General features: G+C 55.7%; 14 protein-coding genes. 13 read left to right on the top strand and 1 reads right to left on the bottom strand.

The genetic code is table 11. The annotated features are described in order from the left end of the window. The first annotated feature begins 64 nt into the window (after window positions 1-64). The 11 genes from CFELI_RS01990 (at window position 65) to rplQ (ending at window position 10062) form a co-directional block, all read left to right on the top strand. On the top strand, window positions 65-838 hold the full coding sequence (locus CFELI_RS01990; RefSeq protein ID WP_277104623.1) for a formate/nitrite transporter family protein: 774 nt from the start codon (window positions 65-67) through the stop codon (window positions 836-838). Between the two features lie 468 nt (window positions 839-1306). Beyond that, on the top strand, window positions 1307-2626 hold the full coding sequence (secY, locus tag CFELI_RS01995) for a preprotein translocase subunit SecY (protein ID WP_277104668.1): 1320 nt from the start codon (window positions 1307-1309) through the stop codon (window positions 2624-2626). Further along, window positions 2626-3171: an adenylate kinase gene (locus CFELI_RS02000; protein ID WP_277104624.1), complete on the top strand. Its 546-nt coding sequence runs from the start codon at window positions 2626-2628 to the stop codon at window positions 3169-3171. Before secY ends, CFELI_RS02000 begins: the two co-directional genes overlap by 1 nt. 193 nt (window positions 3172-3364) lie before the next feature. Beyond that, window positions 3365-4159, top strand: a complete 795-nt coding sequence (gene map / locus CFELI_RS02005; protein WP_277104625.1) for a type I methionyl aminopeptidase — start codon at window positions 3365-3367, stop codon at window positions 4157-4159. Window positions 4160-4344: 185 nt separating this feature from the next. Continuing rightward, window positions 4345-5091 carry a L,D-transpeptidase gene (locus CFELI_RS02010; RefSeq protein WP_277104626.1) on the top strand — a complete coding sequence of 249 codons (747 nt, stop codon included), beginning with the start codon at window positions 4345-4347 and terminating at the stop codon, window positions 5089-5091. Between the two features lie 1414 nt (window positions 5092-6505). Further along, on the top strand, window positions 6506-6727 hold the full coding sequence (gene infA / locus CFELI_RS02015; RefSeq protein ID WP_005519800.1) for a translation initiation factor IF-1: 222 nt from the start codon (window positions 6506-6508) through the stop codon (window positions 6725-6727). Window positions 6728-6952: 225 nt separating this feature from the next. Further along, window positions 6953-7321, top strand: coding sequence for a 30S ribosomal protein S13 (rpsM, locus tag CFELI_RS02020; protein WP_277104627.1), 369 nt, complete (start codon window positions 6953-6955; stop codon window positions 7319-7321). Between the two features lie 3 nt (window positions 7322-7324). Continuing rightward, window positions 7325-7729: a 30S ribosomal protein S11 gene (gene rpsK / locus CFELI_RS02025; protein ID WP_277104628.1), complete on the top strand. Its 405-nt coding sequence runs from the start codon at window positions 7325-7327 to the stop codon at window positions 7727-7729. A 23-nt stretch (window positions 7730-7752) separates the two neighbouring features. Further along, window positions 7753-8358: a 30S ribosomal protein S4 gene (rpsD, locus tag CFELI_RS02030; protein ID WP_277104629.1), complete on the top strand. Its 606-nt coding sequence runs from the start codon at window positions 7753-7755 to the stop codon at window positions 8356-8358. Window positions 8359-8486: 128 nt separating this feature from the next. Further along, the gene (locus CFELI_RS02035) at window positions 8487-9503 is read left to right on the top strand and encodes a DNA-directed RNA polymerase subunit alpha (protein ID WP_277104630.1); all 1017 of its coding nucleotides are present in this window, start codon (window positions 8487-8489) and stop codon (window positions 9501-9503) included. Between the two features lie 64 nt (window positions 9504-9567). Further along, window positions 9568-10062, top strand: coding sequence for a 50S ribosomal protein L17 (gene rplQ, locus CFELI_RS02040; protein WP_277104631.1), 495 nt, complete (start codon window positions 9568-9570; stop codon window positions 10060-10062). 151 nt (window positions 10063-10213) lie between these two features. On the opposite strand, the gene CFELI_RS02045 is transcribed toward rplQ, so the two are convergent. After that, entirely contained in the window at window positions 10214-10465 is a 252-nt protein-coding gene (locus CFELI_RS02045; RefSeq protein WP_277104632.1) for a glutaredoxin domain-containing protein, read from the bottom strand. 108 nt (window positions 10466-10573) lie between these two features. Here CFELI_RS02045 and truA point away from each other — a divergent pair, with 108 nt between their 5' ends. Further along, window positions 10574-11452, top strand: coding sequence for a tRNA pseudouridine(38-40) synthase TruA (truA, locus tag CFELI_RS02050; protein ID WP_277104633.1), 879 nt, complete (start codon window positions 10574-10576; stop codon window positions 11450-11452). A gap of 232 nt (window positions 11453-11684) precedes the next feature. Next, a complete protein-coding gene (locus CFELI_RS02055; protein WP_277104634.1) occupies window positions 11685-14405 on the top strand; it encodes a DUF6541 family protein in 2721 nt (906 codons plus the stop codon). Window positions 14406-14494 lie beyond the last annotated feature (89 nt).

Raw genomic sequence — 14494 nt, forward strand, 5'->3', positions numbered from 1 at the left:
GTGTATCCGTGTGCCATCGTTGCGCGTGAAGTGTGGAGAGAAAGGATGAGGCGTGACGCTGAACGTGAGCATTGACACTGCTATTGCGAAAAAGGTGGATCTGCTAACATCATCCCCCGCCCGCTATGTTGCCCGTAGCGTCTACGCGGGCGCATATTTGACACTGGGTACTGCTTTTGCTGCGCAGGTGGGCTCGCGGGTTGAGGCGATTGCCCCAGGTTTAGGTGCTCCGGTGTTTGCTTTGCTGTTTTTCGTCGGCTTGGCCACGATTATTTTCCTCGGCGCGGAGCTGACAACCTCGAACATGATGTATGTGTGCTTCGCAGCGTATCGACGCCACATCACCGCTTCTCGTGCTGCCGCACTGCTAGCTGTGTGCACGGTTTTCAATTTGGTTGGTGCACTACTGGTTGGTCTTGCTTTAAGCCACGCTTATGTTTTTGCCCACATGGATCCTAGCCATCTTGCAGCTAATATTGTGGCGCATAAGTTAGACAAATCCCCGACTGGGTGGATTATTGAGGGCATCATCGCTAATTTCGTGGTGAATATGGGTGTGATTGCCTGCCTATTGCTTAAAGACGCTACGGCCAAATTGTTCACTCTCATGTTTGTCATCGCCATTTTCGTCGGCCTTGGCACCGAACACGTGATTGCAAACTTTTCCCTGATGTCGATTGTTGGCTTTGCCGCCGATCCGTTACCGGAGCAATTTGCCCTCGTTTCGGTTGCGCAAAACTGGGTGTGGGCCTGGATTGGAAATTTTCTCGGCGGTGGCGTTCTCATGGGTGCGGGCTACGCCTGGCTCAATAGTGGTCCTGAAAGCTACCGCGATTAGCAACTGACCATCGTTAGTTCGACGGTGGGGCAGTGGGGGCGTCGATACGCATGCGCGATGCTGCGGTGCCCCGCAACAGGCTAAGTGATCGTGCGGTAGGAGACTGCGCGGTAGAAAACTGTGTGTACGGGTGTAGTGTTTGTGCTTGCAATGTGCTCTCAACTGTTTCTTAACTCAAAGCTGGGGTTGGTTTTCTCTTCCACTGTGAAAAACTAATTGCTCTGGTCACGAGCTATTTGCGGGCACTAGGGGGTGTCTTAGGGTGTGCTTAGAATCTCTGGAGGTGGTAGAGTAACAAAGTCAATCATTATCCAGTTTTCTCACCCTTCGTGAGAATCTACGAGCACTTACGTACTCGCCTAGCTTCAAGCACACTCATGTCACCTCAGCTTTCACAGGGTGGACAGGGCGATATGAGGGCGGCAACGCTTCAGCGTTGTGCGTGAAGCGAGTACTCGGGAGGCATTAGTGTCCGCCATTCTTCAGGCATTTAAGGATGCGGATCTGCGCAAAAAGATCCTGATCTCCATTGCGTTGATCATTCTGTATCGCATCGGTGCACAGATTCCTTCGCCAGGTGTGGATTACGCATCCATCTCCGGCCGTATCCGCGAGCTAACCCAAGACTCATCGAGCGTCTACTCGCTGATTAACCTTTTCTCCGGCGGTGCGCTGCTGCAGCTATCCGTCTTCGCCATCGGCGTGATGCCGTACATCACCGCCTCCATCATTGTTCAGCTTCTCACCGTGGTCATCCCACGCTTCGAAGAGCTGAAGAAGGAAGGCCAGTCGGGTCAGGCCAAGATGGACCAATACACCCGCTACCTCACACTCGCACTTGCATTGCTGCAGTCGGCAGGTATTGTCGCCCTCGCTGACCGTGCGCAGCTGCTTGGCCAGGGCCAGCAAGTGTTGGTTGCAGACCGCAACGTGTGGACCTTGGTGATCTTGGTGCTGACCATGTCTGCGGGCGCCATCTTGGTGATGTGGATTGGTGAGCTTATTACGGAACGTGGCGTGGGCAACGGCATGTCCCTGCTGATCTTCGCTGGTATCGCAACCCGCTTGCCTGCCGACGGCGTGAACATCCTCAACGGTTCCGGCGGACTCGTCTTCGCCCTTGTGGTCATCGCAGTGATCGTACTCGTGATCGGCGTGGTCTTCGTTGAGCAGGGCCAGCGTCGCATCCCAGTGCAGTATGCAAAGCGCATGGTTGGTCGTCGCCAGTACGGTGGTTCCTCCACCTACCTGCCACTGAAGGTGAACCAAGGTGGCGTGATCCCTGTGATCTTCGCATCCTCCCTCATCTACATGCCAGTGTTGATTACCCAGATCGTGAACTCCGGCTCGGCAGAAGTTCCCGATAACTGGTGGCAGCGCAACGTGATCCAGTACCTGCAAACCCCATCCTCGTGGCAGTACATTGTTTTGTACTTCGCTTTGATCATTTTCTTCAGCTACTTCTATGTTTCGGTTCAGTACGATCCGAACGAGCAGGCTGAAAATATGAAGAAGTACGGTGGTTTCATCCCAGGTATTCGCCCAGGTAAACCAACCGCTGAATACCTTGCGTTTGTGATGAACCGCCTGCTGTTCGTGGGTGCTTTCTACCTTGGTTTCATTGCTGTTTTGCCAAACCTCATGCTGGAATTTGGTGTGAATTCGCAATCTGGCGCCACACCATTCGGTGGTACTGCTATCCTGATTATGGTTTCTGTCGCGCTGACCACTGTGAAGCAGATTGAATCCCAGCTACTACAAAGCAACTACGAAGGACTCCTGAAATAATGCGTATCGTTCTCCTCGGCCCTCCTGGTGCCGGCAAAGGCACCCAGGCTGCTATTCTCACCGAGAAGCTTGGTGTACCTCACATCTCCACGGGTGATCTTTTCCGCGCCAATATTGGCGAAGGCACACCACTGGGGATCGAAGCAAAGCAGTACATCGATGCAGGCAAGCTGGTTCCTACCGATGTGACCGCACGCATGGTGGAGTCCCGCCTGGCTGAGGAGGACGCAACCAACGGTTTCTTGCTTGATGGTTTCCCTCGCACCGTGGAGCAGGCAAACCTGCTCGACGCCATGCTTGAGAAGGCTGGTGTCACCTTGGATGCTGTGGTTGAGTTCCGTGTTGATGAGGACACCGTTGTCGAGCGCATGCTCGCTCGTGGCCGTGCTGACGATAACGAGGAGACCATCCGCACCCGTCTGGGCGTGTACCGTGACGAGACCGCCCCTCTGATTGACCACTATGGTGAGCGTCTGATCACCGTTGAGGCTGTGGGTACTGTTGAGGAAATCAACGCTCGCACTCTCGAAGCACTGAAGGTCTAACTTCTGAGCTTTCATTAAAAGGACTCTTAAAGCTAAAGTAAGACTCTTGTTCATTCCCCTCCCCAGCCTGCAGCATCGTGGCTGCGGGCTAGGGGGTTAATGAATGGTTAAGGGACTTGGCTGTAGCCAATAGGGGTCCTTTTATTTTTTTCTTATTTCTTTTCTCTACATTTTTCGAAAGTTGAACTTCACGATGGGTTTCCGTAAACGCCGCAAAGTCATTCCCGCTAAAACCCCAGGCGAACTTGACGCCATGCAAGCCGCTGGCGAGATTGTGGGCAAGGCACTCCAAGCGGTGAAAGCGCACGCCGCACCGGGGGTGTCCACGCTGGAGCTTGACCAGGTGGCTGAAGAGGTTATCCGTGCTTGCGGTGCGATCCCAACCTTTAAGGGTTATGAGGGTTTCCCCGGGTCGATTTGTGCGTCGGTGAATGAGGAAATTGTCCACGGCATCCCTAATAAAGATGCGGTGCTGCTTGAGGGCGATCTTGTGTCGGTGGATTGCGGCGCGACCTTAGATGGCTGGGTTGGTGACTCCGCTTGGACTTTCGGCATTGGTGAGATCAGCGCGGAAGCTCAAGCGTTGAACGAAGCAACCGAGTGGGTGCTCATGGAAGGTTTGAAGGCGATGGTTCCGGGCAACCGGCTGACCGACGTCTCGCACGCGCTTGAGCTTGCTACCCGCAAGGCGGAGCAGAAGTTCGGCGTGAAGCTGGGCATCGTTGATGGCTATGGTGGGCACGGTATTGGCCGCACCATGCACGAGGATCCGTGGCTGCCGAACGAAGGTAAGCCCGGCCGCGGCCCGGAAATTCAGGAAGGTTCCGTGCTGGCTATCGAACCAATGCTCACCCTTGGCAGCGTTGATTCGATCGTGCTTGAGGATGACTGGACAGTGGTCACCGACGACGATTCGCTCGCCTCCCACTGGGAGCACACCGTAGCTGCCACCAGCGGCGGCCCACGCATCTTAACCCCACGCTATTAATCGCGTATCGACGCCCGCTCACCGCCCCTTTTTATAGCGCTGTGTGCGGGTGTTCTGCTGCCGCAGTGTGCTGGGCGATGGTGGCGACGTCGATACGCAAGGGGGTGCGAAAACAGCAAAGATTTATAAAAAATGCATAGGTAGCAAATGGTGTTTTGATAAGTAATGTCGCTATAGTGGACTCTATGTCTTTTCAGCACCCAGCCCACACCGCCCCCCGCAACGGGGATCAGCGCCGCTTCCAGCGCCGTGTCGTAGGCCTGCTCGGCTCCATCATCGCAGTGTTCTCACTCGCGGCCGCACCACAAGCAGCAGCTCAACCGCTGGTGCCAGGATCCTCCGACCTTTTTGCTAACGCACGCGAAGCCGCATGGAACACCCGCGTCAATGTGCACCGTCAAGTCGACGCCACCATGAACCCCATTGCCGCCCAAGGCATTAAGAGCGCAGTCGACAACGTCATCAACGTGATCTTCCCCGGCCTGATCGAGCAGAAGAACGCCGCCATTCGCGCCGAACAACAGCGCATCGCTGAAGAAGCCGCCCGTGAAGCAGAGCGCCTTCGCCGCAGCAACTTCGACTACGGCTCCTGCCCGAAGCACGCCCGCGCCTGCATCGATCTGGCCAAGCAGCGCACTTGGCTGCAAAAAGACGGCGTGGTGCAAGGCGGTGCCGTGCCTATGTCGTCTGGCGCACCCGGCTGGGAAACCCCGAAGGGCACCCACCGCGTTCTGCGCAAGGTGCGCCACGAAGTGTCCTACATCTTCGACAATGCACCAATGCCATACTCCATCTACTTCACCACCACCGGTGTGGCATTCCACGAAGGTGACGTGAACCTGTGGTCGCACGGCTGCATCCACCTTAACCACCAAGATGCAGTGACCTTCTGGAATAACCTGCACATAGGTGACGTCGTCTACGTGTACTAACACGCAACACGCAAGCAACACCAAGACCGCTGTTTCTTCTCATACCCCCCACAACCTCAGTGGGATGTGAAGAAAGAAAGCAGCGGTCTTTTTATGCGCGAAGGAAGACATCAGCATTATCTCGTGTGCCAACCAGGCTCCCAGACGTACATGCTTTCAGGTATGTGCTGCAACATCATCTGAAACTAGGCCTGCGCCCCACTAGCCACTGCAGCCAACTCGACCTTTTGCCTTAAAAACAGCAGCTAGTAATACTCCTTCTGAGCTAAAGGTCGAGTAACCACCAGGCAGCTGTGCTACGACCTCGTCTTTTCGCCCAAATTGCCTGCACTCTAGGGTTTGCAATCGTGTTCTTTGCTTGTCATGTCGTGTTGGCGAAAGTGTTTATAGTGCGCAAACCCAACGCCAGACCCCAAACTCGACTTATAGCTTCTTGGGGGCAGAAAAACTAGGCCCTGAGGTGAAAAGGTCGAGTAGCGTCCAGGAAAAGAGTGCAGCGGATCTACTTTTCTTGAGGTGTGGGGCTAAGGCTTTGTGCGCTTCTAGTTTGCTTTGCTCGTAAATAGTGGGGAAGGGGTGCGTAAAGCGGGGTAGTTGCAGGTGCTGGGGAAAGGGGATGCTGTGAACTGCGACGAAAAGAGATATGGACGTGTGCGATTCGACGGGGGAAAGAAACTTCTGAGGGGATGCGAGAGCGCACACGAGAGTGCGCACATCGGCTAAGTGGTGAAAGCAGATACGTTGACACGGGGGTAAATCTGAATGGCAACCTTTATCAATTCTAAGCTATTTAACAGCTGTACTTAGGTATTGTTTGTGCAGGTTGAAGGCTAATTTGGTAGAAATAAATGAGAGTGTTGTATAGTAATAGTCACTACCTCTCTTAGAACCGAAAACTCCCCTACTTACAAAAGCAGAGAAATCTGTGAATGTGAGTTAGGGGAGTTTTTGGTTCTCCCCTAAGTTTCTAGCAGGCGAACCGCAAGGATGCTGTGGAAACTATGCGATAGGGTTTGTGGTTGTTTCTCAGGTTTGGTGAATTGGCAGGTGCGATAAACCTGAGAGAATTATCGAGAGCGTGCTAAGTATGGTTCTTGGTGCAGGCTATAGGGATAGTGTTCTCGATCGGCGGTAGGTGAGCGCGATCCGTAACAAGGTTTGGGGGTGGGGTGGGGCGTCGATACGCTCCTGTCACAAGTAGAGAGGGTATCTGAGGGTGAAGAGTGCGGGGGAGGGGGGAATGCTGTGGTGCGCCCTAGTCTAAAAAACCCGCGTGGGGCAAATCACGCAGCTTGGCGTTAGGAAAAAGCCCACCGTACGTGTACTATGAACAGATGGTGCGGAACCAGTGTGTCCGCATCATGATCGTAGTAACTAACAGAACCGGCACTTAAGCTGGGGAAATGCAGAGGATATGGCTAAAAAGGAAGGCGCAATTGAGGTCGAGGGTCGCATCGTCGAACCACTTCCAAACGCAATGTTCCGCGTCGAGCTAGACAACGGACACAAAGTTCTTGCGCACATCAGTGGCAAGATGCGCCAGCACTACATCCGTATCCTCCCAGAGGATCGTGTCGTGGTGGAGCTCTCTCCGTACGACCTGACCCGCGGACGCATCGTTTACCGCTACAAATAAACCACTTTAAGCCTTCATGCTTCACTGGCGCGCAACGGGGAAGACCTCACTGCCTCACGCAGGGTAAACCCCCAAGCGCCACCCACTACCTCCGGCCGCGGTGGCTGGAGCCTTCCATTTCTTACACCCCTTCATCTTGAGAAACCCTCGTGGTGGACGAAGGAGGTTATTGGTAAGGACGAGCATGGAGAAAACCACCGTAACAACCGGAAAGGTACCGCCACTATGGCACGTCTTGCTGGTGTTGACCTCCCACGCAACAAGCGTATGGAGGTTGCACTTACCTACATCTACGGCATCGGCCCAGCCCGTGCCGCACAGCTGCTCGAGGAGACCGGCATCTCCCCGGACCTGCGCACCGACAACCTCACCGACGAGCAGCTGTCTGCTCTGCGTGACGTTATCGAAGCAACCTGGAAGGTTGAGGGTGACCTCCGCCGCCAGGTTCAGGCCGACATCCGTCGCAAGATCGAGATCGGCTGCTACCAGGGCCTGCGCCACCGCCGTGGCCTGCCTGTCCGTGGCCAGCGCACCAAGACCAACGCTCGCACGCGTAAGGGTCCGAAGAAGACCATCGCCGGAAAGAAGAAGTAATTCATGCCTCCAAAAGCACGCGCTAACGCACGCCGCACTGGTCGTCGCGTTGTAAAGAAGAACGTGGCAGCTGGCCACGCTTACATCAAGTCCACCTTCAACAACACCATCGTTTCCATCACGGATCCTTCCGGTGCTGTTATCTCTTGGGCATCCTCCGGCCACGTCGGATTCAAGGGTTCCCGTAAGTCCACCCCATTCGCCGCACAGCTGGCAGCTGAGAACGCTGCACGCAAGGCAATGGAGCACGGCATGAAGAAGGTCGAAGTTTTCGTTAAGGGTCCAGGTTCTGGCCGCGAGACCGCTATCCGTTCCCTCCAGGCAGCCGGCCTTGAGGTTACTGCGATCTCTGATGTCACCCCACAGCCATTTAACGGCTGCCGCCCACCAAAGCGTCGTCGCGTCTAAGGAAAGGAAAAAGGTCACTTACTATGGCACGTTATACCGGTCCAGTAACCCGTAAGTCCCGCCGCCTCCGCGTCGACCTCGTCGGCGGAGACCGCGCATTCGAGAAGCGCCCATACCCTCCAGGACAAGCTGGGCGTAACCGCATCAAGGAATCTGAGTACTTGCTGCAGCTTCAGGAGAAGCAGAAGGCTAAGTACACCTACGGCGTACTGGAGAAGCAGTTCCGCCGTTACTACGCTGAGGCTAACCGCCTGCCAGGCAAGACCGGTGAGAACCTGGTCATCCTGCTGGAGTCCCGCCTTGACAACGTTGTTTACCGCGCAGGTCTGGCACGTACCCGTCGTCAGGCTCGCCAGCTGGTCTCCCACGGCCACTTCCTGGTAAACGGCAAGAAGGTCAACGTTCCTTCCTACCGTGTCTCCCAGTACGACATCATCGACGTTCGTGAGAAGTCTCAGAAGATGGTGTGGTTCGAAGAGGCTCAGGAGAACCTGGTTGATGCAGTTGTTCCTGCATGGCTTCAGGTTGTCCCTGCTACCCTGCGCATCCTCGTGCACCAGCTGCCCGAGCGCGCTCAGATCGACGTTCCGCTGCAAGAGCAGCTCATCGTCGAGCTTTACTCGAAGTAATTCTGCCTTTGCGCTTGTCCGCGTTTTTCGTGGATGGCGCCAGCGCAGGAATCTTTGCCAAGATTTTCTTTCCATCCTTTCCGCCCACGCAGACGTCAAATAGCGGTCGTCAATACTAGGAGAGTTTCATGCTCATTTCTCAGCGCCCAACCCTCAGCGAGGAAATCGTCGATAGCGCTCGTTCCAGGTTCATTATTGAGCCACTGGAGCCAGGTTTCGGCTACACCCTTGGTAACTCGCTGCGTCGTACCCTGCTGTCTTCCATCCCTGGTGCAGCAGTGACTAGCGTCAAGATCGATGGTGTGCTCCACGAGTTCACCACTATCGCTGGTGTGAAGGAAGATGTCTCCGACATCCTGCTGAACATCAAGGGTTTGGTCATCTCTTCTGACTCCGATGAGCCAGTTGTGATGAACCTGAGTGTGGAGGGCCCAGGTGTGGTCACCGCCGGTAGCATTTCGCTGCCAGCTGGTGTTGAAATCCACAACCCTGATCTTCACATCGCTACCCTGAATGAGCAGGGTCGCTTGGAGGTTGAGATGGTTGTTGAGCGTGGCCGTGGCTACGTTCCCGCAACCATGTTCTCCGGTACCACTGAAATTGGTCGCATTCCTGTCGACCAGATTTACTCCCCAGTGTTGAAGGTTAGCTACAATGTTGAGGCTACTCGTGTTGAGCAGCGCACCGACTTTGACAAGCTGATCATCGATGTGGAGACCAAGAACTCTATGGCTCCACGCGACGCCCTGGCGTCTGCTGGTAAGACCCTGGTTGAGCTGTTCGGCTTGTGCCGCGAGCTCAACGTTGCTGCCGAGGGCATTGAAATCGGTCCTTCCCCACAGGAGACCGAGTACATTGCCGCTTACAGCATGCCAATTGAGGACCTGCGTTTCTCGGTTCGTTCTTATAACTGCCTGAAGCGCCAGGAGATCCACACCGTTGGTGAGCTGGCTGAGTGCTCTGAGTCCGACTTGTTGGACATCCGTAACTTTGGCCAGAAGTCCATCAACGAGGTGAAGATCAAGCTTGCTGGTTTGGGTCTGACCTTGAAGGATGCGCCTGAAGATTTCGATCCGTCCCAGCTTGAGGGTTACGACGCTGAAACTGGCGACTACATCGATCTGGATCCGGAAGATTCCGAGTAAAAAGCTGTAAGTCCGTATATCTTACGGACGCGCTCACTTAAATCTGTACACGAGGAGTACATCAATGCCTACCCCAAAGAAGGGCGCCCGTCTCGGCGGTTCCGCGAGCCACCAGAAGCACATTCTGTCTAACCTCGCAGCACAGCTGATCGAGCACGGCGCTATCAAGACCACTGACGCTAAGGCTAAGGTCTTGCGTCCATATGTTGAAAAGCTGATCACCAAGGCGAAGAGCGGCACTTTGGCCGATCGTCGTAACGTGCTGAAGCTGGTTCCTCACAAGGATGTTGTTGCTCACCTTTTCGATGAGCTGGCTCCTAAGTTCGAGAACCGCACCGGTGGTTACACCCGCATCGTGAAGCTTGAGAACCGTAAGGGCGACAACGCGCCTATGAGCTTGATCGCTCTGGTTCTTGAGGAGACCGTTTCCTCCGAGGCAACCCGCGCTGCACGTGCAGCTGCATCCAAGGTTGCAGAGGAGAAGGCTGACGAGGCTCCAGCTGCTGAAGAAGCAGCTGTTGAGGCTGAAGAAGCTGAAGCAAAGGACGACGAGAAGTAATTCTCACTCACGTCGAACTTTAAAAAACTCCCAACCATCATCACTGGTGGTTGGGAGTTTTTTTAGTGATGCCCCCACCCCGACAGCTGTGCACAAGGCGAAGAGGCAGGCAGTGTGTCGGCGTCGAAAAGCATGCGTGTGATGTGCGCGTCTACAGTGCAGAATCAAGCACATCGCTGATATCCATACTCACCTTCCCTTCGCGCACAAACGCGGGAATGCCCAGGTAGCCGTCTTTCTTCGCGGCGTCGAAAGCAGGATGCGTATCGCGCAGGCGCGTGAACTGTTTTAGCGCCACTATGGACTCAGTGATGATCACATACTCGTAGTGGATGCCGCGGGCATCTAACGCCGCAGTTGCCTCCACACAGTCGGGGCAGAGGGGAGTTCCGTAAACAATCATGCCTCACCTTTCACACAGACACATTTGTTGAATATTTCCCAGCAAAACCTGCAGGGTTTTGGGGTGCACCTGCTAGTGTAGACGCAGCATTTGCTACGGTTAGTGATCGTGACTAGCTGCGAACACAACACATCAACCCCCACCGACTCCCCGCTGGTGCGCGTGCGCCTCGACCTCGCCTATGACGGCACACATTTTCACGGGTGGGCGAAACAGGGAACCTCAAACCTGCGCACGGTGCAGAAAGTGCTCGAAGAAGCGCTTGCGCTGATCTTGCGCCACCCAGTGGAGCTGACGGTTGCCGGTCGCACGGATGCAGGCGTGCACGCGGCAGGGCAGGTCGCGCACTTCGATATCCCCGAAAGTGCCCTGGATACGCGCAGCATCGCAGGCAACCCGGCGAACCTGATTCGTCGGCTCGCGCGGCTGCTGCCTGAAGATGTGCGGGTGCACGATGCGTCGTTGGCCCCCGAAGGCTTCGACGCCCGCTTTTCTGCTTTGCGACGCCACTACGTCTACCGGCTCACAGCACACCCCAGGGGGGCGCTGCCCACCCGGGCAATCGATACGGCGCACTGGCCGAAAAAACTCGATCTTTCCGCCATGCAGGAAGCAGCGGACGCCCTGATTGGGCTGCATGATTTTGCAGCGTTTTGTAAACATCGTGAAGGCGCAACGACTATTCGTGATCTGCAGGAATTCTCCTGGCATGATGTGTCTACGCCCATTGAACCGCTCACCTATGAGGCGCATGTGACCGCCGATGCTTTTTGTTGGTCCATGGTTCGCTCGCTTGTCGGTTGCTGTTTGGCAGTAGGGGAGGGGAAACGCGAACTCGGTTTCAGTGCCTCCCTCCTGTCTGAAACGCAGCGTAGTTCCCGCGTCCCGGTGGCCCCAGCGAAAGGGTTGTCGCTGGTGGGGGTGGATTACCCAGTCGATGATCAATTGGCGGCGCGTGCACACTTGACTCGCGCCAAGCGCAGCTAGGGTTGAGGCTTTGGGCGCAGCTTACTGCTTTCCTAGCATTGTTGCTTAGTCTCTTAAGGATTGTGGATTAACATCAGTGTGGGTGAAAGCCCTGAAATAAAAGCTTCGTGTTTTCCTCATGCCCTTGCCAGATCACATCGTGTACGTGCATCAGCACTGTGCGCGTCAGTTCTGCAGAGGTGTCATGGGGTGGGTGATGAGGCAAAAAAGATAAGCGAAAAAGAGAGAAGCGATGGATTCTGGCCAGGTAGTGCAATGGATAGTGCAGGCGCTCACCCTCGTGGTGGTGCCAGGTGCATTATTCAACTGGATTTCAGGTGTGCGCCTGCCGTGGGCAACCGCGGCAGCAATCCCCACCACCACTGGCATCGTCGCACTGTCTGGGTGGCTCTTAAGCCAATTCGGGCAAGACTTTCACCTGCGCACCGTTGCGGTGTGTTATCTTTTCTTCCTGCTCATCGCAATCATGTGGCGGGCATCCTTCCAACTCGCCCGCACACTTCGCGACCGTCGCGCCACCCGGGCTGGGCACGCGCCGGAAAAGATTTCGTGGAAGCAACGCGCCATTACCTCGTTGAAAGATCCTAGCTCTTTCTTCAGCGGACGGTGGATACTCCCACTGTCTGGCATCATTGCGGGGGCATGGCTGATCATTGCCCGCACCACCGAAATCTATCTCGCGCTACCGAAGACATTCATGTCTATTGTCCAAGGCTGGGATGTGCATTGGCATGCCAACGAAGTGCGCTTTATCATGGACGAAAAAATCGCCGACCCCACCCGCATGGGTGAATTGCTCAACATTGATGGCCAGTTCCCCTCCTTCTACCCCTCGGGTTGGCACGCAGTTACCGCACTGATAGCTGAGCACCTCGGCCTGCACCCCATACAAGCTGTCAACTTCAGCAACCTGTTGCTTCCCGCAGTGTGCCTTCCCATGAGTGTGGCGTTACTTGCCTGGAAGATCGTGGGTAATCGCGGACCCACCGCCCAGCTTGCGGCAGGGCTTGCACCTGTTGGCATTTTTGTTTCACCGGTACTGTACTGGATCCCCACCTATGTGGGCATGTGGCCTTATGCGTTCGCTATCGCCATGACCGGCATTGTCGCCGCCCTGTATATGTCGGTGCCGTACAGCCCCATCCGTATCCTTGCCACCATCCTCGGATTCGTCGGTGTGGTGGCTACGCACCCAGCCACGGTCACCGTTGTCGTTCTCATCGTTGGCTTCTGGTGGCTCTTGCGCCTGTTGTGGAGTCCCGCGCGCGCGACAAAGAAACAAGATCCCCGCGCCATCGCGCAGCAACGTGCGCAGGAGCTTATCGACGCCCGCGCCGAATCCGAACGCACCACAGACGCATCTGATAGGCAACGTCCACGCCGCTGGGCCCGTCGAAAAGCGGCAACCGAGACCACCGCAGCCAGCACAACAGCAGATGTCACCGCGGATTCTGTACCCACGAGTGATACGGACACGGACACTTTGGCCACTGCGGATGTTGAAGATGCAGGAGCCGATACTGCACAGGCTAATGCTGATGACATGCGCGCTGAGACAACCGAAACTCCAGACTCGAAGCCTTCTTTTGTGCGCCGCGCAACCCGTGGGCTGTGGCTGCGACTGCGCGATGTGATCCTGCTGGCGCTGCCAGCTAGTATCGCCATCGCGGTGATGATCCCCCAGCTTCTTGCCGGCCTGCGGCAACACGAAGAAGTCTCCACCTATATTGCACCCGATGCCACGACCCGCGCTGAATCCTGGCAGGAACTGGCATTCCAAGGCACCCGCCACACCAACGAATTCGGTGAGATCAACTGGACGTGGCTTACAGTCTGCGCAATCGTCGGCCTACTAGTCGCCATGGTGTGGCGCAAAAATTTCTGGATTCCTGTCTTTTTATTCTTCAGCATGTGGCTGGGTACGCATGCGCTTGCCCCCTACGACGGGATCATCGGCACCCTCCTCAACCCGATTAGTTCCCTGCACTACAGCTCCGCACATCGACTCATCATCCCCGTTGCCATGGTGCAATTCGCCCTCGCTGGGGTGGGCGTGGCCACGGTGCTTCGCTTCTGCACCGGTGCTGCAGCACGCAACCGCTGGGTGCAGGGTATGTCCCTGATCCTAGCTACCGCCATTGGTGTGGGCATTGCCGTATGGGCAGTGCCCCAAGGCCAAGAAAAGGTAATCAAAGGCACCGGTTTTTCCGTCGCTTCAATCTATAAAGAACGCACCGTCACCAGCAACGACGTCGAAGCGTTCGAATGGTTAGCGCAGCAACCCCGCGCGTATGAAGGCAAAATCTTGGGCGAGTATTCCGACGGCAACGGTTGGATGTACGCATACAACGGACTGCCCTCCATCTCACGCCACTACCTGTTGCCACATGTGGACAGGGATATGCCAAGCGTGCGCATCTACCACTACCCAGAACTCATCGGTGCGGGTAACCACGGCGACCCCATTCAGCGCAACCAGGTGGATGAAGCAGTTGCTGATCTGAACCTCAACTACATTTTCCTTTCCCCACCTGCGTTCTGGCACTTCCAGCAGCACAATATTTCGCGTCGCATCTTCGACGCGCCAGGGCTGACGTTGGTGTACCGCAACGGCAATACTCAAATCTTTGCCGTCAACGCCCAGTTCAGTGACGCGGAACTTAGCGCCATGCGCGCAAGCTCCGCCGAACCACTGCCAGCTGGGCCGACACGGGCTGAAGTAGGTTTGGTTTCTGGGGATGCGAATAAAGATATCAAGCCGTATTATCATCGCCCAAGGAAGTCTGCGCAGCCAAGCATAAGCAGCCCAAGCACGCAGCTCAGCGGTGAGAATACAGTCAACGCCGATGATAACGACGAACGTGCGACGAAGGATGCTCGGGAAATCGCTGAGCAGTGGCGCCATTACGACAAGTACGTTGGTCGTGCTGAACGTGGCGACGCCCGCCCCTAGAAAGCACTGATCCTGTCTTCATCTCGCCGTACAGCGCTCAGACGCAGGTGAAGAAAATTCTCAATGTTTCACATGAAACCTCACCTTAA

Source organism: Corynebacterium felinum (assembly GCF_030408755.1).
GTDB classification, from domain to species: domain Bacteria; phylum Actinomycetota; class Actinomycetes; order Mycobacteriales; family Mycobacteriaceae; genus Corynebacterium; species Corynebacterium felinum.